The organism is Streptomyces sp. NPDC047081 (genome assembly GCF_040643775.1).
In the GTDB taxonomy this organism is placed as follows: Bacteria; Actinomycetota; Actinomycetes; order Streptomycetales; family Streptomycetaceae; genus Streptomyces.
The window spans coordinates 459,368-484,323 of the sequence record NZ_JBEYUY010000003.1; the positions used below are offsets into that span (position 1 = coordinate 459,368).

The 24,956-nt window shown below is 70.1% G+C and carries 20 protein-coding genes; 17 read left to right on the forward strand and 3 right to left on the reverse strand.

Annotated elements, in window-relative coordinates; genetic code table 11:
- The first annotated feature begins 19 nt into the window (after positions 1–19).
- The 10 genes from cynS (at position 20) to ABZ848_RS07910 (ending at position 10,768) form a co-directional block, all read left to right on the forward strand.
- Positions 20–469: a cyanase gene (cynS, locus tag ABZ848_RS07865; protein ID WP_360826909.1), complete on the forward strand. Its 450-nt coding sequence runs from the start codon at positions 20–22 to the stop codon at positions 467–469.
- A 29-nt stretch (positions 470–498) separates the two neighbouring features.
- Positions 499–861, forward strand: coding sequence for a cupin (locus ABZ848_RS07870; RefSeq protein ID WP_360826912.1), 363 nt, complete (start codon positions 499–501; stop codon positions 859–861).
- 63 nt (positions 862–924) lie between these two features.
- A complete protein-coding gene (locus ABZ848_RS07875) occupies positions 925–3,231 on the forward strand; it encodes a molybdopterin-dependent oxidoreductase (RefSeq protein WP_360826915.1) in 2,307 nt (768 codons plus the stop codon).
- 151 nt (positions 3,232–3,382) lie between these two features.
- Complete coding sequence (locus ABZ848_RS07880; protein WP_360826917.1) at positions 3,383–4,462, forward strand: ABC transporter ATP-binding protein; 1,080 nt, start codon at positions 3,383–3,385, stop codon at positions 4,460–4,462.
- Positions 4,456–5,109, forward strand: a complete 654-nt coding sequence (locus ABZ848_RS07885) for an ABC transporter permease (RefSeq protein ID WP_360826920.1) — start codon at positions 4,456–4,458, stop codon at positions 5,107–5,109. The genes ABZ848_RS07880 and ABZ848_RS07885 overlap by 7 nt, the downstream gene beginning before the upstream one ends.
- Entirely contained in the window at positions 5,106–5,816 is a 711-nt protein-coding gene (locus tag ABZ848_RS07890) for an ABC transporter permease subunit (protein ID WP_360826923.1), read from the forward strand. Before ABZ848_RS07885 ends, ABZ848_RS07890 begins: the two co-directional genes overlap by 4 nt.
- Positions 5,809–6,705, forward strand: a complete 897-nt coding sequence (locus ABZ848_RS07895) for an ABC transporter substrate-binding protein (protein WP_360826926.1) — start codon at positions 5,809–5,811, stop codon at positions 6,703–6,705. The genes ABZ848_RS07890 and ABZ848_RS07895 overlap by 8 nt, the downstream gene beginning before the upstream one ends.
- Entirely contained in the window at positions 6,702–8,231 is a 1,530-nt protein-coding gene (locus ABZ848_RS07900; RefSeq protein ID WP_360826928.1) for an aromatic amino acid ammonia-lyase, read from the forward strand. Before ABZ848_RS07895 ends, ABZ848_RS07900 begins: the two co-directional genes overlap by 4 nt.
- Entirely contained in the window at positions 8,228–9,121 is an 894-nt protein-coding gene (locus tag ABZ848_RS07905; protein WP_360826931.1) for a 3-hydroxyacyl-CoA dehydrogenase family protein, read from the forward strand. Before ABZ848_RS07900 ends, ABZ848_RS07905 begins: the two co-directional genes overlap by 4 nt.
- Positions 9,122–9,154: 33 nt before the next feature.
- Positions 9,155–10,768 carry a urocanate hydratase gene (locus ABZ848_RS07910; RefSeq protein WP_360826934.1) on the forward strand — a complete coding sequence of 538 codons (1,614 nt, stop codon included), beginning with the start codon at positions 9,155–9,157 and terminating at the stop codon, positions 10,766–10,768.
- Positions 10,769–10,862: 94 nt separating this feature from the next.
- Here ABZ848_RS07910 and snpA read toward each other — a convergent pair whose 3' ends face one another.
- The gene (gene snpA / locus ABZ848_RS07915; protein WP_360827238.1) at positions 10,863–11,573 is read right to left on the reverse strand and encodes a snapalysin; all 711 of its coding nucleotides are present in this window, start codon (positions 11,571–11,573) and stop codon (positions 10,863–10,865) included.
- A 190-nt stretch (positions 11,574–11,763) separates the two neighbouring features.
- Here snpA and ABZ848_RS07920 point away from each other — a divergent pair, with 190 nt between their 5' ends.
- A complete protein-coding gene (locus ABZ848_RS07920; RefSeq protein WP_360826937.1) occupies positions 11,764–12,702 on the forward strand; it encodes a LysR family transcriptional regulator in 939 nt (312 codons plus the stop codon).
- Between the two features lie 8 nt (positions 12,703–12,710).
- Here ABZ848_RS07920 and ABZ848_RS07925 read toward each other — a convergent pair whose 3' ends face one another.
- Positions 12,711–14,768 (reverse strand): PhoX family protein, encoded by a 2,058-nt coding sequence (locus ABZ848_RS07925; RefSeq protein ID WP_360826940.1) that lies wholly within the window; start codon positions 14,766–14,768, stop codon positions 12,711–12,713.
- Positions 14,769–15,000: 232 nt separating this feature from the next.
- Here ABZ848_RS07925 and ABZ848_RS07930 point away from each other — a divergent pair, with 232 nt between their 5' ends.
- The 5 genes from ABZ848_RS07930 to ABZ848_RS07950 all read left to right on the forward strand — a co-directional run bounded on the left by ABZ848_RS07930 (position 15,001) and on the right by ABZ848_RS07950 (position 21,803).
- Positions 15,001–16,647, forward strand: coding sequence for a VWA domain-containing protein (locus tag ABZ848_RS07930; RefSeq protein ID WP_360826943.1), 1,647 nt, complete (start codon positions 15,001–15,003; stop codon positions 16,645–16,647).
- A 135-nt stretch (positions 16,648–16,782) separates the two neighbouring features.
- Positions 16,783–18,492, forward strand: a complete 1,710-nt coding sequence (gene metG, locus ABZ848_RS07935) for a methionine--tRNA ligase (RefSeq protein ID WP_360826946.1) — start codon at positions 16,783–16,785, stop codon at positions 18,490–18,492.
- Between the two features lie 311 nt (positions 18,493–18,803).
- A complete protein-coding gene (locus ABZ848_RS07940) occupies positions 18,804–19,364 on the forward strand; it encodes a DUF6082 family protein (RefSeq protein WP_360826948.1) in 561 nt (186 codons plus the stop codon).
- A 411-nt stretch (positions 19,365–19,775) separates the two neighbouring features.
- The gene (locus tag ABZ848_RS07945; protein ID WP_360826951.1) at positions 19,776–21,224 is read left to right on the forward strand and encodes an ATP-binding protein; all 1,449 of its coding nucleotides are present in this window, start codon (positions 19,776–19,778) and stop codon (positions 21,222–21,224) included.
- Positions 21,225–21,326: 102 nt separating this feature from the next.
- Complete coding sequence (locus tag ABZ848_RS07950) at positions 21,327–21,803, forward strand: hypothetical protein (protein ID WP_360826954.1); 477 nt, start codon at positions 21,327–21,329, stop codon at positions 21,801–21,803.
- A 9-nt stretch (positions 21,804–21,812) separates the two neighbouring features.
- Here the strand turns inward: ABZ848_RS07950 and ABZ848_RS07955 are convergent, their stop codons facing one another.
- On the reverse strand, positions 21,813–23,162 hold the full coding sequence (locus ABZ848_RS07955) for a pectate lyase (protein WP_360826957.1): 1,350 nt from the start codon (positions 23,160–23,162) through the stop codon (positions 21,813–21,815).
- Positions 23,163–23,316: 154 nt separating this feature from the next.
- On the opposite strand from ABZ848_RS07955, the gene ABZ848_RS07960 reads away from it, so the two are divergent.
- On the forward strand, positions 23,317–24,741 hold the full coding sequence (locus ABZ848_RS07960) for a hypothetical protein (protein WP_360826960.1): 1,425 nt from the start codon (positions 23,317–23,319) through the stop codon (positions 24,739–24,741).
- Positions 24,742–24,956: the final 215 nt, after the last annotated feature.

Consider the following 24,956-nt stretch of genomic DNA (forward strand, 5'->3'; position numbering starts at 1 on the left):
CGAAGAGAGGAAGCCCCACATGGCCGAACTCCCTCAGTCCGACCTGACCAAGCGGATCCGCCTGGCCCGCCAGGCGAAAGGCGTGACCTGGGCCGAACTCGCCGAGCGCATCGGCCGGCCGCCGGTGTGGACCGTGGCCGCGCTCTTCGGGCAGCACCCGCTGAGCGCCACCGAGGCGGACACGGTCGCGGAAGCGCTCGGACTCTCCGCCGACGACGCCCGGGAACTCCAACTGCAGCCCTACCGCGGCACGTTGGACGGCGGAGCGCCCTCCGACCCCACCCTCTACCGCTTCTACGAGGCGCTCTCCGTCTACGGCCCGGCCGTCAAGGAGCTCATCCACGAGGAGTTCGGCGACGGGATCATGAGCGCCATCAACTTCACCCTCTCCGTCGAGCGACGCCCTGATCCCGACGGCGACCGCGTCGTGGTCACGCTCGACGGCAAGTTCCTCGACTACCGCTGGTAGCCGACACCACCTCACAGAAGGATCAGCACATGCCCGCGAACCCCGCGATGCAGAAGGCGGCCCTCCTCGCCGTCGAACCCGACGTACACGGCCTGATCAGCAAGAAGACCGCGCAACTCGACGGCGTGGCGGTCACGGAGGTCACCTTCGGCGTCGGCGCGAAGTGGTCCAGCGACCTGAAGGAGTACGCCGGAACCGACCTCTGCGAGCTCCCGCACGTGGCGCTGGTCACCGGCGGCACCCTGGCCGTCTCGATGGTGGACGGCTCGTACGAGGAGTTCTCGGCGGGCGACGTGATGATGCTGCCGCCGGGGCACGACGCATGGAGCGTCGGTGACACCGCGTGCACCTTCATCGAGTTCTCGGTCGGAAACGACTACTACGCAGCCTGAGCGCATCCCTGAGGGGGCGTCGGGCCGTCCCCCCAGCGACCTCGGCATCGGAAAGGACAGCGGATGGGTGCCGGACCAGAGCGGGAGTTCCTCTCCCACTCCTCCCACTGGGGCTCGTTCCGTGCGCGCGGCACCGCGGACGGTCGCATCGAGCTCCGCCCGCACGAACTCGATCCCGAACCGTACGACCTCATCCGCAACGTCACCGACTCCGTCAGGCATCCGACCCGGATCGACCGGCCGTACGTCCGTCGCGGCTGGCTCGACGGCGACCGCACCGCGCGGCGCGGCCGCGATGTCTTCGTCCCGGTCGGCTGGGAGCGCGCGACCCGGCTCGTCGCCGACGAAATCAGCCGTGTCTACGGCGAGTTCGGGCCCGAGGCGGTGTTCGGCGGCTCCTACGGCTGGGCCAGCGCGGGCCGGTTCCATCACGCGCAGTCGCAGGTGCACCGGTTCCTGAACCTCTACGGCGGCTACGTCCGCGGCGTGACCAACTACTCGCTGGGCGCCGCCCTGGTCGTCGTGCCGCATGTCGTCGGCGCCAACGGCTCGATGCTGCACGCGAGTTCCACCTGGTCGGACCTGGTCGGCAACTGCGAGCTGTTCGTCGGGTTCGGCGGCATCGCGACGAAGAACGCCGCGGTGAACTCCGGCGGCCCCGTGCGCCACGAGGCCCGTCGGGCCGTACGCCAACTGCACGAGTCCGGCTGCCGGTTGGTCAACATCGGCCCGATCCGCTCCGACCTCGCGGACGCCCCGGCCCAGTGGATCGGCTGCCGCCCCGGCACCGACGTGGCGCTCATGCTGGCACTCGCCCACCGTCTCATCGCCACCGGGCGCGCGGACAACGACTTCCTCGACCGCTGCACCGTCGGCTACGACCGTCTCCGCGACTACGTCACGGGGGTCACCGACGGCCGTGCGAAGACCCCGGAGTGGGCGGCCGGAATCTGCGACGTGCCGGCGGACGACATCCGGGCGCTGGCAGACGAGATGGCGGCGAAGCGCACGTTCATCTCCGTGGCCCCCGCTCTGCAACGCGCCGAACACGGGGAGCAGCCCGTCTGGATGGGGATCGCGCTCGCGGCGATGCTCGGCGGAATAGGCGCGCCGGGTTCGGGCTTCTCCGTCGGCCACGGCTCGATGGGCTACTACGGCAACCAGCCGGGCCTGCTGCACAACCCGCGGCTGCCGCAAGGGCGCAACGAGTGCGCCGCGTTCATCCCGGTGGCCCGTGTCGCGGACATGCTGCTGCACCCCGGCGAGAAGTTCGACTTCGACGGCCGGCAGCACACGTATCCCACGGTGCGCCTCGTGTACTGGGCCGGCGGGAACCCCTTCCATCACCACCAGGACCTCTTCCGGCTGCACGAGGCCTTCCAGCGCCCCGAGACCGTCGTCGTCCACGAGCCGTTCTGGACCTCGACGGCGCGGCACGCGGACATCGTGCTGCCCGTCACCATGACGGTGGAACGCGAGGACATCGCGGCGGCGTCGAACGAGCCGGCGATGATCGCCATGAAGCAGATCGTGCCGCCGTACGCCCAGGCCCGCGACGACCACCGGATCTTCGCCGACATCGCCGCGCACCACGGCCTCCGGGAGCGTTTCACGGAGGGGCGCTCGCCCCGGGAGTGGCTCGAGGCCATGTACGAGGAGTGGCGGGCGCGGGCGCGGACGACGGCGCCGGACCCCCCGCCGTTCGCGGAGTTCTGGGAGCGGGGCAGCACGGAGATCCCGCTCGATCCGGCGCCGCACAGCTGGCTCGACTGGTATCGGGCCGACCCCGAGGGCCGTCCGCTCGACACCCCCAGCGGGCGGATCGAGCTGTACTCGGAGACCGTCGCCGGGTTCGGGTACGACGACTGCCCCGGCCACCCGGTCTGGCTGGAGCCGCAGGAGTGGCACGGCTCGCCGTCGGCCCGTGAGTATCCGTTCGTGCTCGTGGCCAACCAGCCGGCCGGGAAGCTCCACAGCCAGCTCGACATGGGAGCGGCGAGCATGGCGACGAAACAGCGGGGCCGTGAGTCCCTGACGATGCACCCGGCCGATGCGGCCCGCCTGGGACTGGCGGCGGGTGACGCGGTACGCGTCAGATCCCGCCGTGGCGCGTCCCTGCTCGCCGTGGCGGCTCTCTCGCCCGATGTGCGTGAGGGCGTCGTGCGGGTGCCGACCGGTGCGTGGTTCGATCCGGACTTCGACGAGCGGCTGTGCGTGAGCGGCAACCCGAACAGCGTGACCCGCGACATCGGGACGTCCCGGCTCGGACAGGGTTCGACGGGTCAGCTCTGCCTCGTCTCGGTGGAGCCGTGGCACGGCCCGCTTCCCGGGCTCAGCGTGCGGAGACCCCCGGCGGTCGTCGAGTCCTGAGGCTTCTCCGTCCTCCTCGTTTCCAGGATGTTTCATCCTGTTTCGTCAAAGTTCCTTTGTTTTCACGGCGGTTTATTACGCATCGTCCATGTGTTTCACTCTGCGACATGAGCCATTTTCATCAGATGTAAATGAGGGCCGAGGGCATGACATGATCGAATTCGACGAAGTCTCGAAGACGTATCCCAACGGGGCACGGGCCATCGAGAACCTCTCGCTCACCGCCGAGACGGGCCAGCTCACCGTCTTCGTCGGCCCGTCCGGCTGCGGCAAGACGACCTCGCTGCGCATGGTGAACCGCCTCATCCGCCCGTCGTCCGGCACGATCCGGCTGAACGGCGACGACGCGGCACGGCTGGACGAGACCGAACTGCGCCGCCGCGTCGGGTACGTCATCCAGCACGTGGGCCTGTTCCCGCACCGCACCATCGAGCACAACGTCGCCGTCACGGCCCGCCTCACCGGCAAGCCCCGCAAGCAGGCCGTCGAGGTCGCGCGCGAACTGCTGGAGCGCGTGGGCCTGGGCCCCGAGTTCTTCCGCCGCTACCCCTGGCAGCTGTCCGGCGGGCAGCAGCAGCGGGTGGGCGTCGCGCGGGCGCTCGCGGCCGAGTCCGAGTTCCTGCTCATGGACGAGCCGTTCAGCGCCGTCGACCCCATCGTGCGCACCCAGCTGCAGGACGAGTTCCTGCGCCTGCAACGCGAGTTCGGCAAGACGATCATCATGGTCACCCACGACGTGGACGAGGCGCTGCGCCTCGGCGACCGCATCGCCGTGTTCCGCGAGGGCGGGCACATCGCCCAGTTCGACACGCCGGACACGCTGCTGAGCGCCCCGAAGGACGACTTTGTCGCCGCGTTCCTCGGCAGCGAGCGGGGCTATCGCTCGCTCGCCTTCCGGCACGGTGAGGGGCTGCGGCCGGTTCCCGTCCCCACGGTGAGCCTGGACGACCCGGGCACCCCCGAGGACGAGCGGTGGCGGCTGGCGGTCGACGAGTCCGGCCGCCCGGTCGGCTGGCTGCCGCCGTACGAACCGGCCGAGCGCGCACGCCTGTTGCCCTGCGGCGCGACGGCGGGACCGAACGCGTCCCTGCGGGATCTGCTCAACGCGGCCCTCAGCTCGCCCAGTTCGGCCGCGCTCGTGGTCGACGGCGAGGGAGGCGTGGCCGGCGTCGTACCGATCGACGCGGTGCTCCCCGAGCTCGCGCCGAGCAAGGGAGCGGCGCGATGTTGACCTGGGCCCGGCAACAGTCGTCGTACATCTGGGATCTGACGACCTCTCACCTCTACCTGTCGGTCGTGCCGATCCTCATCGCGCTCGCGATCTCGCTGCCCGTCGGCGCGCTGATCCACCGCTCGCGCCGCTGGAAGGCCGTCGTCCTCGGCGTCGGCGGAGTCCTCTTCACGATCCCCTCCCTCACGATCTTCACCGTGCTGCCGACGATCATCGGCACTCGGATCCTCGACCCGCTGAACGTCGTGATCGCGCTGGTCATCTACAGCACCTCCCTCCTGATCCGCACCGTGGTCGACGGCCTGGACTCCGTCCCGCCGGAGACGGAACAGGCCGCCGTGGCCATCGGCTACCGGCCGCTCGCCAGGCTGGTGCTCGTGCAACTCCCGGTGGCCGTACCGGTCATCTCGGCCGGCCTCAGGGTCGCGGTCGTCACCAACGTGAGCATCGTCTCGGTGGCCTCCCTGATCGGGGTCCCGCAGCTCGGCCAGCTCTTCACCCAGGGAGCGCAGCAGCTCTACGTCGATCCGGTCGTCGTAGGAGTCGTACTGAGCCTCGCGCTCGCGGCCGTACTCGACCTGGTCGTTCTCACGGCCGGCCGGCTGCTGACCCCCTGGCGTCCGCCGAGCCGAGTGAGGCACTCATGAACTGGCTGTTCGACTCCCGCAACTGGTCCGGCGCCGACGGAGTCCCCGTACGGGTCGCCGAGCACCTCCAGTACTCGCTGACGGCCGTCCTGATCGCCCTGCTGATCGCCCTGCCGCTCGGCCTGGCCGTCGGGCACACCGGCCGCGGCAAGCGCGCGGTCGTCTCCTTCGCGAACGCGCTGCGGGCACTGCCCACCCTCGGCATCGTCGTGCTGCTCGTCATCCTGCTCGCGCCGCACCTGCACTCGAACCTGGCGTTCTCCCTGCCCGCCACCGTGGTCCTGGTCCTGCTCGCCGTGCCGCCGATCCTCACCAACACCGTCGCGGGCATCGACGCGGTCGACCGCAACGTGCTCGACGCCGCCCGCGGCGTGGGGCTCGGCCCGTTCGCCATCGCCTTCGGCGTCGAACTGCCCTGCGCGCTACCGCTCGTCCTGGCGGGCGTGCGGACCGCGTTCCTCCAGGTCATCTCGGGAGCGGCGATCGCTGCCTACGTCTCCCTCGGTGGTCTGGGGCGCCTGATCATCGACGGCCAGGCGCAGCAGAACTTCTCCGAGATGGTCTCCGGCGGTGTCCTGATCGCCGTGCTCGTCGTCGTCGCCGACGGACTCTTCGCCGTCCTGACGGCCTTCCTGGTCTCGCCCGGACTGTCCCGCAGGACCGGCCGGTTCACCCTCACCCCCTCTCCTGGAGCAAGCAATGCGTAGACGTACTTTCCTCACCGCCCTCGCCACGGCCGCCACCACGTCGTTCGCGCTCGCGGGCTGCTCGTCGGCCGACGCGACGGCGAGCGCCGGCACCTCCGGGGGCGTGACGATCGGCTCCGCCAACTTCTCCGAGAGCCAACTGGTCGCGGAGATCTACGCCCAGAAGCTGGAGAAGGCGGGCGTCAAGGTCACGCGCAAGTTCAACATCGGCAGCCGCGAGACCTACATCCCGGCGCTGAAGGACGGCTCGATCGACCTCATCCCGGACTACCAGGGCGCCCTTCTCACCTACCTGGACCCGGCTGTCGGTCATGTGTCGGCGAGCGCCCTGACCGCGACCCTCACCTCGAAGCTCCCCAAGTCCCTGACCATGCTCAAGGCCTCCCCGGCGCAGGACGTCAACGTGCTGGCCGTCCGCAAGGAGACCGCCGAGAAGTACGGCCTGACCACCATCAGCTCCCTGGCCCCGCACGCCGCCGACCTCAGCGAGGGCAGCGCACCCGAGTGGAAGACCCGGTACGAGGGCGTCGTGGGACTGAAGAAGATCTACGGCATCACGTTCAAGTCCTTCGTACCCCTGGACTCGGCGGGACCACTGACCCTCGCGGCCCTGAAGAGCGGACGGATCGACGTGGGCCCCCTCACCTCGACCGACCCCGCGCTGAAGTCCCTCACCGTCCTGGAGGACGACAAGGGGCTCTTCCTGCCGCAGAACATCGCGCCGCTCGTGCGTACCTCGGCGGACAGCACGAAGATCGACACCGCCCTGAACGCGGTCTCGGCGAGGCTCACGACCAATGACCTCATCGACATGAACGACAAGGTCGGCAACAAGCACCAGAGCGTCGCCACGGTGGCGAAGGCCTGGCTGCAGGCCAGCGGCCTGTGAGCGGGATCGTCACGGTCGGCGCCGGGCCGCTGACCCATGAGCGGATCGCGGCGGTCGCCGCCGGCGCGGTCGTCGATGTGGACCCGGCCGCGCTCGCCCGCTGCGGGGCCACGTACCGCGCGGTCGAGGCCATGCACCGGAACGGCACCCCGATCTACGGCCTGACCACCGGCGTCGGCGACCTCTACAAGGAGTCCGTGGGCGGCGCCGCCCACGACGACACCCAGCTGGCGATGCTCCGCGCACACGCCACCGGGGTCGGCGAGCCGTACGCCGACGACGTCGTACGGGCCGTCATGGCGTGCGTCGCCGCCGCCCTGGCACAGGGGCACAGCGCCGTGCGCCCGGCGCTCGTCGAACGGCTCGCGGCGATGCTGAACCGGGGCGTCACCCCGGTCGTGCCCGCCCAGGGTTCGGTGGGCTATCTGACCGCGCCCTCCCACATCGCGCTGGTCGCGTTCGGGGCCGGCCGGGCCCGGTACGACGGGACCGTGCTGCCCGGCGGCGAGGCCATGCGGCGCGCCGGGATCGCCACCGACGGCCCAGTGCTCCGCGAGGGCCACGCGATGATCAGCGGAACCTACGAGATCACGGCCCTGGGCGCGCTCGCCCTGGACCGCGCGTCGAAGGTCCTCGACGCGGCCGACGTCACCGCCGCCATGTGCCTCGAAGCGGTGCGCGGCAACACGCGCGGCTGGGAGCCCGCGGTGCAGCGGCTGCGCCCGCAGCCGGGGCAGGTGAGCACCGCGGCCCGTCTGATGTCCCTCCTGGAGGGCAGCGAGCCGATCGCCGCCAACCGGCACCACCGCTTGCAGGACGCCCTCAGCCTGCGCTGCGTGCCCCAGGTGCACGGCGCGGCCCGCGACACGCTCGACTTCGTCACCCGCACGGTGACGATCGACATCAACGCGGTGACGGACAACCCGGCCTTCCTGGTGGCGGACGACGGCTCGGTCGACGTCCTGGCCAACGGCAACGGCCACGGCGCCGCCTGCGCCCAGGCGCTGGACCACCTCGCGATCGCACTGGGGACGGTCGCGAACATGTCCCACGCCCGCCTCGACCGCCTCACCAACGCGTCCCTCAGCGGGCTGCCGCCGTTCCTCTCGCGGCGCGGCGGCGCCGAGTCCGGCCTGATGGTGCTCCCGGTGACGGCCGCCGCCCTGCTGGGGGAGATACGGCAGCTGGCCGGACCGTCCACCATCCACTCGATGGTGACGGTGGCCGGCCAGGAGGACCACGTCAGCCAGGGCGTCAACGCGGGCCGGGGGCTCCTCGCGCTACTGGACCGGACCGCCTCGGTGGTCGCGATCGAGCTGCTGTGCGCGGCCCAGGCGCTCGACTTCCACCGGCCGACCACGCTCGGCCACGGCACCGGGCTTGCTTATCGGGCCCTGCGCTCGGCCGTCGAGCCGTACGAGTCCCGGACCGACCTCTGCGACGACATCGAGGCGGCGAGGCACCTCGTCCTGTCCGGGACGCTCGGCGTGGACGCTCCCTACGCGCTCGCGGAGGTGCTCCGGTGACCGCCCTGCGCGTGGCCGTGCTCGGCGCGGGCACGATGGGCCGGGAGATCGCCCGGCTGTTCGCGGGCGCCGGCCACCGGGTGACCGTCTGGTCCCGCTCGCCGGCGACGGTCGCGGCTCTCCTGGACGAGGAGACGACGATCACCGGCACGGACAGCGCGGTCGCCGCTGCCACCGGCGCCGATCTCGTCGTAGAGACGATCGTCGAGGACCCCGACCTCAAGACCGCCCTGCTCGCCGAGGTCGAACCGCACCTCGCGCCCGACGGCATCCTCACCACCAACACCTCCAGCCTGTCGATCTCCCGGCTGGCGAGCGGGCTGCGGGACCCGGCCCGGCTGCTCGGCATGCACTGGTTCCACCCGGCGTCCGTCATGCCGCTCGTCGAACTGGTCCTCGGCGAGGCGACCGCGCCCGCCGTGCTGGAGACGGCGGAACGCGTCTGCGCCTCGCTCGGCAAGGAGACGGTCGTCGTCCGGGAGGACGTGCCGGGCTTCGTCGTGAACCGGTTGCAGTACGCGATCATGCGCGAGGCGCTCGCCCTGGTCGCCGACGGCGTGGTGTCGGCCGAGGACGTCGACCTCGCCGTCTCCCGCGCCCTCGCGCCGCGCTGGTGCGCCTCCGGGCTCTTCGAACTGATGGACCTGGCCGGGCTGGACACCGTACGGCGCGTCTCCCGGGTGATCATGCCCGCGCTGTCGTCCGGCACCGACGTACCCGAGCCGGTGGAACGCCTCTGCGCCGAGGGGCGTTACGGTGCGAAGTCGGGCTCGGGGTTCTACCCGTGGGACGACGGCCGCCTGGCCCGCGTCGCCCGCGACCGCACCGCCTTCCTCGGCCTCGCCGACCGCCTCGCCGACGAGCGCGCCACGCACAAGCCGGCCCCCTGACCCACCCGCCCCGCACAGGAGAAGACGAACACCATGCCCCGAGGAATCACCGCCGCCCGCGGCCCCGAACTCCGCTGCAAGGGCTGGCGTCAGGAGACCATCCTCCGCCTGCTGGAGAACAACCTGGAGAACGCCGCCAACCCCGAGGACCTCGTCATCTACGGCGGCAACATGAAGGCCGCCCGCAACTGGGACGCCTTCGACGCCATCGTCAGGAGCCTCAAGGAACTGGAGACCGACCAGACCCTGGTCGTCCAGTCCGGCAAGCCCGTCGGGGTGTTCCGCACCTCGGACGACGCACCGCTCGTCATCATCGTCAACGGCGTGGCGACGGGCAGCACCGAGGCGGAGACGCGGGAGCTGTTCGACAAGGAACTGCTGATGGTCGACGGCATGACCGCCGGGGCCTGGCAGTACATCGGCAGCCAGGGGATCATCCAGGGCACGTACGAGTCGTTCATGCAGGCCGCGCGGCAGGGACTCGGCGGCTCGTTGCGCGGGCGGACCATCCTCACCACCGGCGCGGGCGGCATGGGCGGCGCGCAGCCGCTCGCCGGCAAACTGGCCGGTGCCTCGATCCTGGTCGTGGACGCGGAACCCAGCCACCTCCGCCGCCGGATCGACGAGGGCTACCTCGACCGCATGACGGACGACATCGGCGCCGGCGTCGACGACTGGCTCGCGGCGGCGACCGAGGGCCGTGCGGCGTCCTTCGGCATCGCGGCGAACATCACCGAGGTGCTGCGCGAACTCGCCGCCCGTGGTGTCGTGCCCGACGTGGTGACGGACCAGACCTCGACGGACCCGCTGGCCGGATACCTCCCCGAAGGGCTCGACGAGGCCGGCGCGAAGGAGCTCCTGGCCTCCGACCCGGACGAGCTGCTGCGCCGCTCGAACGCGACGCTCGCGGAACACGTGCGCGGGCTGCTGGACCTCCAGCGCAAGGGCGCGATCGTCTTCGAGTACGGCAACAACCTGCGCAAGCAGGCCGTCGAGGTGGGCGTCGAGGACGCGTTCGAGATCGGCGGGTTCATCGACATGTTCATCCGCCCCCTGTTCTGCCAGGGCATCGGACCGTTCCGGATCATCGCGATCCAGGGCGACCCGGCCACCATCCACGCCATCGACGCCATGCTGCTGCGGGAGTTCGCCGACGTGCCCCGGGTCGTGGACTGGCTCGGCCGGGCCAAGGAGATCGCCTTCACCGGCCTGCCCGCGCGCGTGTGCTGGCTGGGCCACACGGAACGCACCCGCGCGGCCCTCGCGATCAACGACATGATCGCGCGCGGCGAGATCACCGGCCCGGTCGCCTTCAGCCGCGACCACCTCGACGCGGGCAGCGTGACCGCCCGCTACCGCGAGACGGAGAACATGCTGGACGGCAGCGACTGCGTCGGCGACTGGCCGCTCCTGAACGCGATCCTCAACGGAGTAGCCGGAGCGGACCTCACGTCGGTCATCGGCTGGGGCCTGAAGGGCCTCAACTCCGGCCCCACCACCATCGCCGACGGCACCCCGGAGGCCGCCCGCCGCCTCCGCCGCGTGATGGACGCGGACACCGGCCTCGGCGTCATCCGCCAGGCGGACGCGGGCTACCCGACGGCCATCGAGACCCGGGAGAGGTACACCCTGGGCATCCCGAGCTGACGCGACCTACGGAGCCGCCGACGCCGCGGTGCGGGCCGCCTCGTACAGGAGGGCGGCCCGCACCGGGGTGGGGGGCGGTGGCTGACGAGAGTGGCTAACGCGCGCTCTTGTGCAGGGACTTGTCGCTCACCGCGTTGTCGCTCATGGCCTTTTCGAGGGCCGCCTGGAAGCCGCTGGCCCACAACTGGTCCACGCGGGCCCGCTCGTTGGCGTCGGGCTGGGAGTTGGTGCAGGACGGGCCCGGCCCGCCGCCCGACATCAGCTCGCTGCACGGGCCCGAGTAGTGGTCCGGCAGTCCGAGGACGTGCCCGGTCTCGTGGGCGGTCACGCGCGTGGAGTCGTACTGCTGGTTCTGCGCGTAGTCGAGGAAGACGTACCCGCTGCCGTGACCGTCGGTCGAGGCGTACGAGCCGCGCGAGTCGTTGCCCTCGCGGTAGCTGAAGTCGGCGTTCGAGCCCGACTGGAGCTTCACGTTCGACACCGCGCTGTTCCAGATCTGCGCGCTGCGGGCTATCTGGGCGCTGAACGTCGGCGCACCGGAGGCGTCGTAGACGACGGTGACGGCGGCGGCGCTGTTCGGATGGGCGGCGCGCTTCTCGGCGACGGACTTCAGGACCGCCTGGAAGAACGCCTGATCGGCCATGGCCTCGGCGGCCGACCCGGTGTAGCCGGAGTAGGGGGCGGGGGCCGCGGTCGCCGGTACGGCCGTACCGAGACCGAAGACCGCGAGAGTGAGACCTGCCGCGGCCGTCGCCCGGGCCATGGACGTGGACAGGGATATGGACGTGGACTTGGAGCTGGGCATGCGCATCGAAGACTCCTGGGTGGGGGGTGAGTCGTCGTCGATGCGAGTGTGGGTGTCTGTGGGGCGGCTGTGATGATGGCAACCGGCGATAGCACGGCCGTATCGCCGCCGCCCCGCGCCCAATTCGCGTGTGCCGGACGGGGTTTGTGCGTCTGGTGAAACCTTGGGTTCCGCTTTACGCTCCGAGGGCATGGACCTAGAGGTGAGGCACCTCCGCGCGCTGTGCGCCATAGCCGACACCGGCAGTCTGCACCGCGCCGCGCGCCAACTCGGCGTCGCCCAGCCGTCGTTGAGCACCCAGCTGCGCCGGATCGAACACGAACTGGGAGGGCCGCTGTTCGTCCGCGCCCGCACCGGCTGCCGCCCCACCCCGCTGGGCCGCCTGGTGCTCAGCCGCGCCCGCCCGCTGGTCGCCGAGATGCGCTCCCTGGTCAGCGAGGCGCGCGCCGCCGCCACCGGTGGCCCGGAACTGCGCGTCGGCTCCACCGCGAGCAAGGCCCTGGCGGGCTGGCTGCGCCGGCTGCGCGCCCGCGGCCAGGACCCCAGCCTCCATATGAACGTCTCCCCGAACGCCCTGCTGCGCATGGTCGCCGACGGTCAGCTCGACGTCGCCTTCGTGCACGAGGTCGAGGGCTGCCCGCTGCGCATCCCCGAGGGCCTGCGCCTGCGCGTCCTGGTCGACCGCGAGCCGCAGTTCGTGTCCCTGCCCGCCGACCACCCGGCCGCCGCGCACCTCGTCGTCCAGGTCCGCGAACTGGCCGACGACCGCTGGATGATCGACCCGACGGTGGACGGCGAGTGGGACGCCGTGCAGCGCATGTTCCGCGCGGCCGGCATCAGCCCGCACGTCCTGCACGGCGACTACCACACGGCCGCCGCCCTGGTCGCGACCGGCGAGGTGGTCACGGTCTGCCAGCCGACGGCCCTCTCCCGCCCCGACACGGCGGTACGCCGCCTGCACGGCGACCCCTTGGGCGTACGCCTCCTGCTGGCGGCCCGCACGGAGACGGACCTGGACGGCGCACTGCCCGCACTGGAGGAGGCGTACCGGGAGACGGCCCACCAGTCCCCGCCGTACCGGGAGTGGCTGGAACGCGACGCTTCGCCCCGGGCCCCAGCCCTCCCGTAGGGCGTGTTTCAGACACCGATGTCCGAGCCGTCCTTCTTCCATACGGCGACCACGGCCGGCCGCGTGATCTTCCCGGGCCCGTCGGGCCAGGTGCTGGCGGGCTTCTCCACGGAGGCCCCGTCGATCTCACCGGGATGCTGCACGGCGACGAGCACGCGCCGCTCCTGGATCACCGGCCCACAGGTCTCGGCGCCGGTGGGCACCGTGAGGAACTGCTTCAGCTCCCCCCTTCGCTCACCCTTGGTGGCGACCCCGAACAGCCCGTCGTGCGACCCGAGTTGGTTGCCGTCGGTCGAGATCCACAGGTTGCCGTACGGGTCGAAGGCGACGTTGTCCGGGCAGGAGATGGGACTGACGTCGTCCTTCGGGAACCCGGCGAAGTAGGTGGCCGGGTCGTCCGGATCCCCCGCGACGAGGAAGAGCGACCAGCCGAAGGAAGTGCTCTCGGCCCGGTTCCGCCGCTCGGTCAGCTCCAGCACATGGCCGTGCTTGTTGGCGTTGCGCGGGTTGGCCTCGTCGGCCTTGGCGTTCGTACCGACACCGCGGTTGGTGTTGTTGGTGAGGACGACGTACACCTTGCCGGTGTGCGGGGAGGGCTGGATGTCCTCGGGCCGGTCCATCTTGGTGGCGCCGACCTTGTCCCCGGCGAGCCGCGTGAACACGAACACCTCCTCCGTGCTCATCCCGTCGACGTGCGAGACGGCACCCTTCGCGGTGGCGGTGGCGAGCGGAATCCACTCCCCGCTCCCGTCGAACTCCCCGTCGCCCGGCAGCTTCCCGCTCCCGTCGATCTCACCGGCGGGCGAGTCGCCGCTGAGCCTGGCGACGTACAGCGTCCCCTCATCCAGCAGCGAGAGATTGTGCTCGCGCACGGCCCGGGAACTGCCGTGCTTCACCCTCTTGCTGCTGACGAACTTGTAGAAGTAGTCGAAGCGCTCGTCGTCACCGGAGTAGACGACGGGCCGCCCGTCGTCGGTGAGCCGCACGGTGGCGGCCTCGTGCTTGAACCGCCCGAGGGCGGTGTGCTTACGGGGCACGGAGTCCGGATCATACGGATCGAACTCGACGACGTACCCGAACCGATGCACCTCGTTGGGCTCCTGAGCGACATCGAACCGCTTGTCGAACCGCTCCCACTTCCGCTCGGTGGCCCCGGTCCCGATCCCGTACCGCTTGTCGGTGGTACGGGAGGAGTTGGCGAAGTACTGGTTGAAGTTCTCCTCGCCGTGGAGGGTGGTGCCCCAAGGGGTGGTGCCGCCGGAGCAGTTGTTGAGGGTGCCGAGGACTCTGGTCCCGGTCGGATCGACGGAGGTCTTGAGCAGATCGGACCCGGCGGCAGGCCCCGTCAGCCGGAACTCACTGGTGGCGGTGACGCGCCGGTTGAGCGGATGCCGCGAAACGGCGACGAGCCGCCCGCTCTTCCGTTCCCCCTCCACCACGACGGCGGACAGCCCGTGCGCGGCCCAGGCGACCTCGACCTGCTGCCGGGTGGGATTGGCGGCGTCGTACCCCCGGAACATCAGGATCTCATCGGTGTACTCGTGATTGGCGACGAGGAGCTGCCGGTTGGGCTCACCCGGCAGGGGCAGCAGCGCGAGGAAGTCGTTGTTGTACCCGAACTGCCCGGCCTGGGCGGCGGCGGTCTGGTTCTCCGGGTCGAAGGCGGGGGCGCCGCGGAGGATGGGCTCGCCCCAGCGGATGACGACGTTCTGCCCGTAGCCGTCCGGGGTGACCACGGCGTCGAGGGTGTTGGGGGCGACGGAGGAGTACCGAAGCCCGCGGGCGCTCTTGGGGGGTGTGGGTTTGGTGTACGACGGTTGCGGCGCGGCGGCGCGGGCGGGCTGGGCGCCGCTGACGGTTGCCGCCCCGGCCGCGGCGGCGACGGTCACGACGGCGGCGCCGCGCATCATCGACCGCCGACCGATGGCACCGGCGATGACGTCGCCGACGTACTCGTTGTCGCTGGTGTTGGGCACTTCGTGGAAACAGGCGTCCCCGCACCGGAACCGGCAGGTGAGGGCGGACCGCCCACCCGAGTGACCGACGATCGGCAGCAGCTTGCGCACTTTACTCTCCCCTTGCGATCCCTTGGTGTGTGCGTGACGTTAGGGGTACGTATGTGCGGTGACACTGCGCTCACATGAACGAAAGGTGAATCCCGGGGCTCCGAGGGGGTGTTGACAGCGGAGCGTTCCCTGTACCCCGCCCCTGCCCAAGATCGCCATCCGGGGCCGCTAACCTTACGTGTCCGTCCTGGCCAGTGATTGACGGTTTCAACTCACGCGAAGGGTTGCGCACATGGGCATTCTCACTCTCCTGCGGAATGCGTTCGGCAGGTCACGCAAGGGGCGTGCCGCCGAAGCAGAGGGTGCGGACCGAACCCCTTCGCAGACACCGACGGTGCCGTCCCCGACGCCGTCCCCCGAGACGACGCGGGCGGCGGAGGTACGGGAGGTGCCGGAGCCGCGCCTGTCAACGCCGGAAGAGAAGACCGACGACGAGCACGAGCTGGTCTCGGCGGCGTTCGACAACGTGTCGGTACCGAGGCCGGCTTCGGCGGTGGAGCCGACGGGGGTGGAGGAGCCGACGCCGGTTGCGGAGACGGTGGAGTCGACGCCGGTGGCGGAGGAGCCGACGGTTGCGGAGGCGCCGACGGTTGCGGAGGCGCCGGTCGCGGAGGTTGCTGCTGAGGAGGCGGCGGCTGAGGCGGAAATGGTTGTGGAGCCGGTGGCCGAGGAGGCGGAGGCTGAGCCCGTCGCCGAGGGGGAGGTCGAGGGGGAGCCGACGCCGGAGCCGGTCGCTGAGGTCGCGCCCGAGGGCACGGTGGAGGAGCCGGTTACCGAGGCCGAGGTCGAGAAGGAGCCAGCGCCGGCGGCGGATGTCGAGGAGGAGCCCGCGCCGGCGGCGGATGTCGAGGAGGAATCGGCGCCCGAGCCTGCGACAGAGGCGGAGCCCGTGGCCGTGGCCGAGGAGCCCGTCGCGGAAGCCGAGGCCGTGGTCGAGGCGGAGCCCGAGACCACCGAACCGCAGCCGGAACAGGCCACCGAACCGCAGCCGGAACAGGCCACCGAGCCGGAGCCTGAGCAGGTCACGGAACCGGAGCCTGAGCAAGCCACCGAACCGGAGCCGGAGCAGGTAACCGAACCGGAGCCCGAGACGGTCGCTGCTGTCGCTGCCGCCGCTGCCACGGACGAGCCCGCGGCCGCCGATGGCGAGGTCGCCCCACAGGGGCCACCCGCACCCGACAACGAAACTGTCACGGGTGGTGCGGGTGGGAACGACTCGGCCGAAGGCGAAGGCGAAGCCGAGGCCGACAGCGACGCCGCCGCAACCGCCCTGGCCAAGGCCAGCCTCACCGGCACCCGAGCCACCACCTACCTCGTCCTCGACCGCTCCGCGAGCATGCGCCCGTACTACAAGGACGGCTCAGCCCAGGCCCTCGCCGACCAGACCCTCGCCCTCGCCACCCGCCTGACCCCGGACGGCGAGACCCCCACCGTCCACGTCGTCTTCTTCTCCACGGAAGTGGACGGCACCACCGACCTCACCCCCACCTCCCCCGAGAACGCGATCGACGACACCCACGCCGCCCTCGGCCGCATGGGCCGCACCAGCTACCACGCCGCCGTCGAAGCCGTACTCACCCACTACGACAAGCACCACGACAAGAACGCCACCCCGCCCACCCCCGCCCTCGTCATCTTCCAGACCGACGGCGCCCCGGACGCGAAAACCCCCGCCACCCAGTCCCTCACCGACGCCGCGAAGACCCACCCCTCGGTCTTCTTCTCCTTCGTCGCGTTCGGCGACCACGACAACAAGGCCTTCGACTACCTCCGCAAACTGAAGACCGACAACACGGCCTTCTTCCACGCGGGCCCCACCCCCCTGGAACTCACGGACGCGGAGCTCTACGACGGCGTACTGATCGACTGGCGCCCGTAAGCACACCCCGCAGTCCACGGCCCTCGTATGCCGTCCCTTCTCACCTCGTAAAACGAGAAGCGGACGGCATACCCATGTCGGCTACCATTTCAAGGTTCGCAAAACAAGACGACCCGACCTGGGAGCAGCCCCAAGATGGCTCGACACCTCATCACCAGCGCCCTTCCGTACATCAACGGAATCAAGCACCTGGGCAACATGGTGGGGTCCATGCTCCCGGCGGACGTGTACTCCCGGTACCTCCGCCAGCGCGGCCACGACGTCCTCTACATCTGCGCGACGGACGAGCACGGCACCCCGGCGGAGCTGGCGGCCAAGGAGCAGGGCCTCCCCGTGGACGAGTTCTGCGCACAGGCCCACGACGCCCAGAAGGCGGTCTACGACGGCTTCGCGCTCGCCTTCGACTACTTCGGCCGGAGTTCCTCCCCGCAGAACGTCGAGATCACCCAGCACTTCGCCCGCCGCCTGAACGAGAACGGCTTCATCGAGGAGCGGGCGATCCGCCAGGTGTACAGCCCCGCCGACGGCCGCTTCCTCCCGGACCGCTACGTCGAGGGCACCTGCCCCCACTGCGGCTACGACAAGGCCCGCGGCGACCAGTGCGAGAACTGCACCCGCGTCCTCGACCCCACCGACCTGATCAACCCCCGCTCCGCGATCTCCGGCTCCACCGACCTGGAGGTCCGCGAGACCAAGCACCTCTTCCTCCTCCAGTCCAAGCTGCAGCACGAGGTCGAGGCCTGGGTCGCCCGCCACGAGGACGACTGGCCCCAGCTCGCCTCCTCGATCGCCCGCAAGTGGCTGAACGAGGGTCTACACGACCGCGCGATCACCCGCGACCTGGACTGGGGCGTCCCGGTCCCGGCCGACACCTGGCCGGAGCTGGCGGCGGAGGGCAAGGTCTTCTACGTCTGGTTCGACGCCCCGATCGAGTACATCGGCGCGACGAAGGAGTGGTCCGACCTGGACCCGGAGAACCGCGACTGGAAGTCGTGGTGGTACGAGGTGGACGACACCGTCCGCTACACCGAGTTCATGGCCAAGGACAACGTCCCCTTCCACACCGTCATGTTCCCCGCCACCGAGCTCGGCGTGCGCGAGCCGTGGAAGAAGGTCGACTACGTCAAGGCCTTCAACTGGCTGACGTACTACGGCGGAAAGTTCTCCACGAGCCAGAAGCGGGGCGTCTTCACCGACCAGGCCCTGGAGATCCTCCCCGCCGACTACTGGCGCTACTTCCTCATCGCCAACGCCCCCGAGTCCGACGACTCCTCCTTCACCTGGGAGCACTTCACGGCGACGGTCAACAAGGACCTCGCCGACACCCTCGGCAACTTCGTCAACCGCGTCCTGTCCTTCTCCCGCAAGCGCTTCGGCGACGACGTACCCACGGGCGGCACCCCCGGCGAGGCGGAGACGAAGCTGGGCGAGCAGATCGCCGAGCTCCTCGCGGAGTACGAGACCCACATGGAGTCCCTCCAGTTCCGCAAGGCCGCCGCCGCCCTGCGCGCCCTGTGGTCGGCCGGCAACTCCTACCTGGAGGAGAAGGCCCCCTGGCTGGAGATCAAGACCGACAAGGAGGCCGCGGCCCTCACCCTGCGCACGGCGATGAACCTGATCCACCTCTACTCGGTGGTCTCGGAGCCCTTCATCCCGAGCACGGCGGCCACCATGCGCCAGGCGTTCTCCCTCAACGACGACACGGCCACCTGGGTCACCGCCGACGAGGCCCACACCCTGACCGCCGTCCCCGCCGGCACCCCCTTCACGGTCCCCCCGGTCCTCTTCGCAAAGCTCACGGACGAGGACCTGGAGACCTACAAGGAACGCTTCGGCGGCGAGTAGAGCCAAGGGGCATCTATTTCCACGCCCTCACCATTACCCCCGGGAGAATCCGGAAGAAAACATTCTCCCGGGGCTTCACGCACAGCCGTGCCTCCGTGCACCCTGCCTGCCTCACTGCGTTGTTTTCAATGCGCACTCCGAGGGAATAAATCCGATGCGCAGCAGATGTACCCGTCAGTAATGGGGCTTCCATCGGGGGTGCCATGACAGGCTCTCGTTCCGCCCGCGAGGTTTGGATCATGGCAGCTGTCACTATTGGATCCTGCCTGGGAACAATAGGACTGAGCATCGCCTTGACGAGCATATCCGGTATGCAGTCGGCAGCCCGCGGATACGCCGGAGAATCGTTCGGAGCAGCAGCCGCCGCCTCGTCGGTGGTTGTCCTCATCTACATCGCCCGCACTTTTCACCAGCAGGGCGAGGAATCCCGCCTGATGCGCAAGGTGGCGGAGGAGCAGCACAACACCGCTCGTCGCGTCGCTGAAGCCTCGATCCGGGAGCAGCATCGGAGGCTGACCCAGATGGCGCTCGACGACCCTCTCCTGATGGCCGTCTGGCCTGCGTACGGTCCCGATATCACCGAGGACACCGCCAGGCAGTTCATGTACGCAAACCTGATCCTCACGTATCAGCGGACATGCTGGGAAATGGAATACATCGACGACGCCGAGTTCCAGGACGTGCTGCACTACATCTTCAGCAGCACAAAGATGTGTGAATTCTGGGAAAAGGCGCGTGGGGCACGAGACGGGGGAACGCCGCACAGCGGCGAGATGCGGGACTTCTACGACATCGCCGAGATGGCTTACCAGCGCCAACTGCTGAACATGTCTACGCGGTCCGGCGCAGACGATCTGGCCGAACCGCACTGACGGTCAAAAAGTCGGCGGGGTCCATCCGGCGCTGATCAGAACGTCCCTCGGCACTACGACAAATCTCTCGCCGTCCCCCACTCCTGAGCCGGGAGGCAGCGTGTGATGCGTCTCGGTGGGGACCTCGCTTCCGATGAACCCGACGTCTCCCGACTCCATGACAAACACTGCTGGACACGTTGCGTTACTTGTGCAGGGCTCCGAGGGACTGTCGAGCCGTCTGGTGATTCTCATAAGCCTGCACATTAGCCACTTCGGTACCTCCGCAAGCAGCGAACAGAACCACCGAACACGGGAAACGCGCACAACAGCCGACAAGAGAACCACTCGGTCGGATGACGACGCCAAGTTGGTCCTGGCTCTGGGTAGCATCAATCTATGTAGAACAGTTCTACTCAACCTGGAGCCATCGTGCCCCCCTTCGTAGGCCGCCAAGCCGAACTCGCTCTCCTCCGCAAGCGCCTCGACCGAGTCGCAGCCGCAGGCGGTGGAGTAGCCGTCGCCATAAGGGGGCGCCGGCAGGTCGGGAAGTCGCGACTCGTGCAGGAGTTCTGTGACCGCGCCGGGCGGCCGTACCTCTACTTCGCCGCGACCAAGGGGGCATCCCCCGTGGAGGGGATCGCCGACTTCATGGCCGAGTTGCGCGACTCCTCCCTCCCGGCCGACCCCGATCTCGTCCCCCTGACCGCCCCCCCGAACTGGCCCGACGCCTTCCGCGCCCTCGCATCCGCGCTGCCCCGGACGCCCAGCATCGTCGTACTGGACGAACTGCCCTGGCTCGCCGAACAGGACCCCGTGTTCGACGGGGCGCTCCAGACCGCCTGGGACCGGCTGCTGGCCACCCGGCCCGTGCTCCTGCTGCTCCTCGGCAGCGACCTGCACATGATGGAGCGGCTGACCGCATACGACCGCCCCTTCTACGGCCGCGCCGACAGCTTCGTCCTCGGCCCGCTCAACCCCGCAGAAACAGGTGCCGCGCTGGGCCTGGAAGCGGCGGACGCCATCGACGCGCATCTCGTCTCCGGCGGCCTGCCGGGGATCCTGCGCTCCTGGCCCCACGCCACCCCCGCCCTCGACTTCATCGAGGCGGAATGCGCCGACCCGGCCTCGCCGCTCTTCGGCGTCCCCGAAGCGACCCTCCTGGCCGAGTTCCCGGCGCCCGACCAGGCACGCCGGGTCCTGGAGGCGGTGGGCAGCGGCGACCGCACGCACGCCAACATCGCGGCGACGGCCGGTAGTCAGAGCGGCGCGCTGCCGTCCGGAATACTCTCCCCACTCCTGCGACGGCTCACCGAGGAGAAGCGGATCCTCGCCACTGACGCCCCTCTCTCCACCAAACCCGGCAGACCCGCCCTGTATCACGTCGCCGACAGCAATCTGCGCCTCTACCTGGCCGCCACCCGCTCCGCGCAGGAACTGTCCAGACGCGGCCGCCCCGAGGCCGCCTACCGGGTGGTCGAGCGCCGCTGGACGACCTGGCGGGGCCGCGCCGTGGAGCCCCTGATCCGTCAGGCGCTGGAACTCGCCGCCGCATCAGGGGACTTCCCCTGGCCGGACACGGAAGTCGTGGGCGCATGGTGGAACCGCCGCTTCTCTCCGGAGATCGACCTGATCGGCGCCGACCGCGCGCCCGTGGCCGGAACCGTCTTCTTTGCCGGTTCCGTGAAGTGGCTGGCCTCTCCCTTCGACAACCACGACCTGGCCACCCTCGTGCAGGGCGCCGCCGAGATCCCCGGTTTCGCGCCGGACACGACCAAGTCGGCCATCGTGTCCCTGTCCGGTACGACGGCTTCCGTCGCCGCGGGCGAGGTCGGGCTGGTGTGGGGTCCCGGGGAGGTCGTCTCCGCCTGGCGACCGTAGGAGCGCTTCGGCGGCGAGTCCGAGTAGGGCTGAACGCGTAGGAACGGTGAGAGACGGGGCTCGGAAAGCCGAACAGCTTTCCGGGCCCCGTATTGTTCCGCCATGGCAGTACCCGAAGTCGTTCCGATCGCCTACGAGCCGAGAGGCCGGACCGAGTCCATCGGCCGGTACGCGGACGGTCAGTTCCTGGCGTCGATCACGTACGCCTTCCCGGCGGGATTCCGTCTCGACCAGGGCTGGGAAGAGCACAAACGTCTCTACACCGTGCTGCACACCTTCGATGCCGAGGGCCGCTACCGCGACTCCGAGATCTGGTGTGCCGGCACCTGGGCCGAGCAGCTGCGCAACCCGGACGGCGAGGACTCGGTCCTCCAGCGCGCCCGGGTGCACCTGGCGAAACTCCTGCGCAGCCTGCCCCGCCGGTCGTACACCGACATCGCCGTACAACCGTTCCAGGTCACCGTGGACGGCGTGCTGTTCGGCCTGCTGACCGGCGAGGACGAGGAGGGCAGCTGGGCCGAGCTCTACCCCGACCGCCTCTTCTTCACCGCGCCCTGGGACGGCTCGTACGACACCTAGCCGCTGCCGCTACGACAGGATGCCGGCGCCCGCCGACTTCACCAGTTCCGCCGGCAGGTTCTTCGCGGACGACTCCAGGCCGGCCGTCAGGGTCGGCGTCCAGTTCACCGTCGTCAGGATCTTCTTCGAGTTGGCGGCGTTGTAGGCGGCGACCAGGTCGGTGGTCGTGCCGTTGACCAGGTTGCCGCTGCCCGCGATCGCGCCGGTGCCGTCGCCGCTGAAGATCTTGGAGACCTTCACGGTGCTGGGCACGTTCCAGTAGTTGTTCTGCGCCACGACCTGAGCCTTGGCGCGCGAGTTGATGCTGTACTGGAGCGCGTATCCGTTCTGCGTCGTGACGTCGTAGAAGTTGTTGTAGATGTGCACCTGGCCGACGCGGGTCAGCGGGGCGCGCTGGACGACGCCCTTCCAGATGTTGTGGTGCAGGGTGACGCGCAGCTTGCCGCTGGGCTCGCTGTCGCTGCTGCCGATCAGCATCGTCTTGTCGTGGGCGGTGAAGCGGTTCTGCTCCACGGTGACCAGGTCCGAGCTCTTGGTGATGTCCAGCTCGCCGTCGTGGACCTGGTACTCACGGCCGAAGTACGTCGCGTTGGTGCTGTCGAAGTGCCCGGCGTCGGTGAACGTGTTGTGGTCGGCCCAGACGTGGGTGGCGGTGCGCAGGGTGACCGAGTCGTACGCGGAGTTCCAGTTGCCGGTGGAGCCGTCGGTCGGGTCCCACTGCGGGAAGCAGTCCTCGGTGTCCGAGAAGGTCAGGTTGCGGACGATGACGTTGTCGACCTTCTGGATCTGCAGCATGCCGCCGGTGATGCCGGCCTTGGTGCCGGGGACGCCGACGATGGTGGTGTTGGCGGGCACCTTGAAGGTGACGTTCTTCGCCTGCTTGGCCTGCGCGGCGGCGCGGGCCGTCTCCTGGGTGCCGGAGGGCAGCTTGGAGGTGCCGTACGTCGCCGGGTCGAAGGCCTTGAGGTACGCCGACAGCGAGTAGCCCGTGCCCGCCGCGTAGTCGGCGCAGGTCAGCTTCTTGCCGGAGTCGTCGGTGTTGGCGTCGATGGTGCCGCTGATCTTGATGATCCGCGGGGTGGTGTCCGACACCGAGCCCAGCGCCTTCACCAGCTGGGCGCGGGTGGAGACGGTGAAGGTGTGCGCGGAGTCGGCCTTCGCGCCGCCGGTCGTGCCGGTGCCGGAGGAGGCCCAGCCGTCCTTGGCGGCGAGCGTCTGGTGGTACAGGTCGACGGTCGTCGTCCCGGCGTTCGCGTTCATCACGATCGCACCGGCACCGACGGCGGCGGCCACGGCGGCGGCGGAGACGACGGCGGTGCGCCGCTTGCGGAGGGACCGGCGGTGGGAGGCAGAGGCCACGGAGAAGTCCTTATGTACGAAGGATGTGCGGAGGGATCTTTCGACCGGTCAGTTGCCGCCGCGGGCGGACGGGTTGCCGGTCACTGCACCAAGTACTGGTAAAGTCCGCTCACTTGTGCGAGGGCAGGGGGCCCTCGCGGGGAGGGAACCTCACGTGGGCAGACACGCCCCGGGACGGGGCGGCCGGGCCGCGCTCGTCTCCACGCTCGCGGTCGCACTGGCGGCCGGCTCGATCACCCTGTTCTCCGGTACGGAGGACAGCAGCGCCGCACCGGCCGCCGGTACCGGCACCACCGAGATCGTCCTGGACGACCCGAGCAGCACGACCCCGCGCGCCGACCGCCTGCTGTCGGCCGGCGCGACCGGCTTCCTGCACCGCCAGTCGGGCGTGACCGGCCTGCTGTGGACGGACTACGACGAGGGCACCACGGTCACGGTGAAATCCGCGTCCGGCAGCGCCTACACGCCGAAGGACGCCACCTGCTACCACATCTCCGACGTCTGCCCCTCCGGCCGCTACGGCCAGGGCACCGACACGGTGACCCTGCCCACCCAGTACGACGAGGACCTGTCCCTGTGGACGGCCGACGGGGGTGTGTCGGACACCTTCACCATCTGGCCGGACGACTACATCGGCACATACGGCGACACGGTCGTCCTGGCCGATGACGACGCCGTCATCGACTACACAACGGTCGAGGGCACCACGCCCCGGCTCGTCGACCACGTCGGTGGCGAGCGGCGGGAGCGCTGGGTGACCGGCTATCCGTCCGCCGAGGCGGAGTGGGCGTCGGGCATGTTCACCCGCACCGGGGACAAGGACGGCGCTCTGCTCGCCTACCCGGTCTACGTCGACGGCGACGTCGCGTCCTACACCGTCGGCTACCTCGACTTCGCCACCGCGCACTTCACCGTGGCGTTCACGGGCGCGGACGCCCAGCCGCAACTGGTCCTCTCCGCGGACAAGGTGGGCTGGTACACCGAGGCCTCCGGCCTGCACCTCAAGCCGCGCGGCGACCTCACCGCGGCGGAGACCACCCCGGTGCCCGGCGAGGACACCGCCGGCACCCCGGCCCCCGTCCTGGTCGGCGACTGGCTGGTCCTCGCCACCGACGGCGGTGCGGTACGGGCCGTCTCGCTGGCCGACGGCACCACCACCAAGACCCTGCTGACCTGGTCGTACGGCACCCCCCCTGGCCGCCCCCGACGGGACCGCGCTGGTCACCGGCGGCACCGGCGCGGCCGACTGGTGGGTCCGGCGGGTCGTCCCCGGCGCGGACGGCACCCCGGAGCTCGCCAAGGTCTACAAGGTGGCGCCGCTGGAGAACCCCAAGCGCGGCCTGGCACTCAGCCGGGGCAGCCTGCGCGTGGCCGAGGACAACCCGAGCAGCACCTCCGACACCACCTCGATCCGCACCCTCACCACCAACGGCAGCACCGAGCTGACCGCCTCCGAGGCCACCGCCGGCGACTCGATCAGCCCCGAGTGCCCGTACGCGAACACCACTTGCTCCCCGCTGTGGGGCAACAGCGGCAGCGCCCCCGAGGACGTCTTCCTCAACACGTTCTACGACGGTGACGAGGGCGGCAGCGGTCTGGAGAACGCCGACCAGCTGGTCGCGATCGGCGACGAGTGGTCCTCCGACACCCTCACCTTCGGCACCGAGGGCGGCGAGATCGTCGACGTCTCCGACGGGTACGCCGTCTACAACTCGGGCGGTACGACACCGACGCAGTACGTCGGCCGCTTCGGCTACGGGCAGCAGCTGAAGCGCTCGGTGCGCGCCGCCGCCC

Coding starts and splice junctions, on each gene's coding strand:
- ABZ848_RS07940 (WP_360826948.1), top strand. CDS start 18,804: ATGCAGTCGGCAGCCCGCGGATACGCCGGAGAATCGTTCGGAGCAGCA.
- ABZ848_RS07880 (WP_360826917.1), top strand. CDS start 3,383: ATGATCGAATTCGACGAAGTCTCGAAGACGTATCCCAACGGGGCACGG.
- ABZ848_RS07885 (WP_360826920.1), top strand. CDS start 4,456: ATGTTGACCTGGGCCCGGCAACAGTCGTCGTACATCTGGGATCTGACG.
- ABZ848_RS07890 (WP_360826923.1), top strand. CDS start 5,106: ATGAACTGGCTGTTCGACTCCCGCAACTGGTCCGGCGCCGACGGAGTC.
- ABZ848_RS07875 (WP_360826915.1), top strand. CDS start 925: ATGGGTGCCGGACCAGAGCGGGAGTTCCTCTCCCACTCCTCCCACTGG.
- ABZ848_RS07950 (WP_360826954.1), top strand. CDS start 21,327: ATGGCAGTACCCGAAGTCGTTCCGATCGCCTACGAGCCGAGAGGCCGG.
- ABZ848_RS07895 (WP_360826926.1), top strand. CDS start 5,809: ATGCGTAGACGTACTTTCCTCACCGCCCTCGCCACGGCCGCCACCACG.
- snpA (WP_360827238.1), bottom strand. CDS start 11,573: ATGCCCAGCTCCAAGTCCACGTCCATATCCCTGTCCACGTCCATGGCC.
- cynS (WP_360826909.1), top strand. CDS start 20: ATGGCCGAACTCCCTCAGTCCGACCTGACCAAGCGGATCCGCCTGGCC.
- metG (WP_360826946.1), top strand. CDS start 16,783: ATGGCTCGACACCTCATCACCAGCGCCCTTCCGTACATCAACGGAATC.
- ABZ848_RS07910 (WP_360826934.1), top strand. CDS start 9,155: ATGCCCCGAGGAATCACCGCCGCCCGCGGCCCCGAACTCCGCTGCAAG.
- ABZ848_RS07920 (WP_360826937.1), top strand. CDS start 11,764: ATGGACCTAGAGGTGAGGCACCTCCGCGCGCTGTGCGCCATAGCCGAC.
- ABZ848_RS07930 (WP_360826943.1), top strand. CDS start 15,001: ATGGGCATTCTCACTCTCCTGCGGAATGCGTTCGGCAGGTCACGCAAG.
- ABZ848_RS07870 (WP_360826912.1), top strand. CDS start 499: ATGCCCGCGAACCCCGCGATGCAGAAGGCGGCCCTCCTCGCCGTCGAA.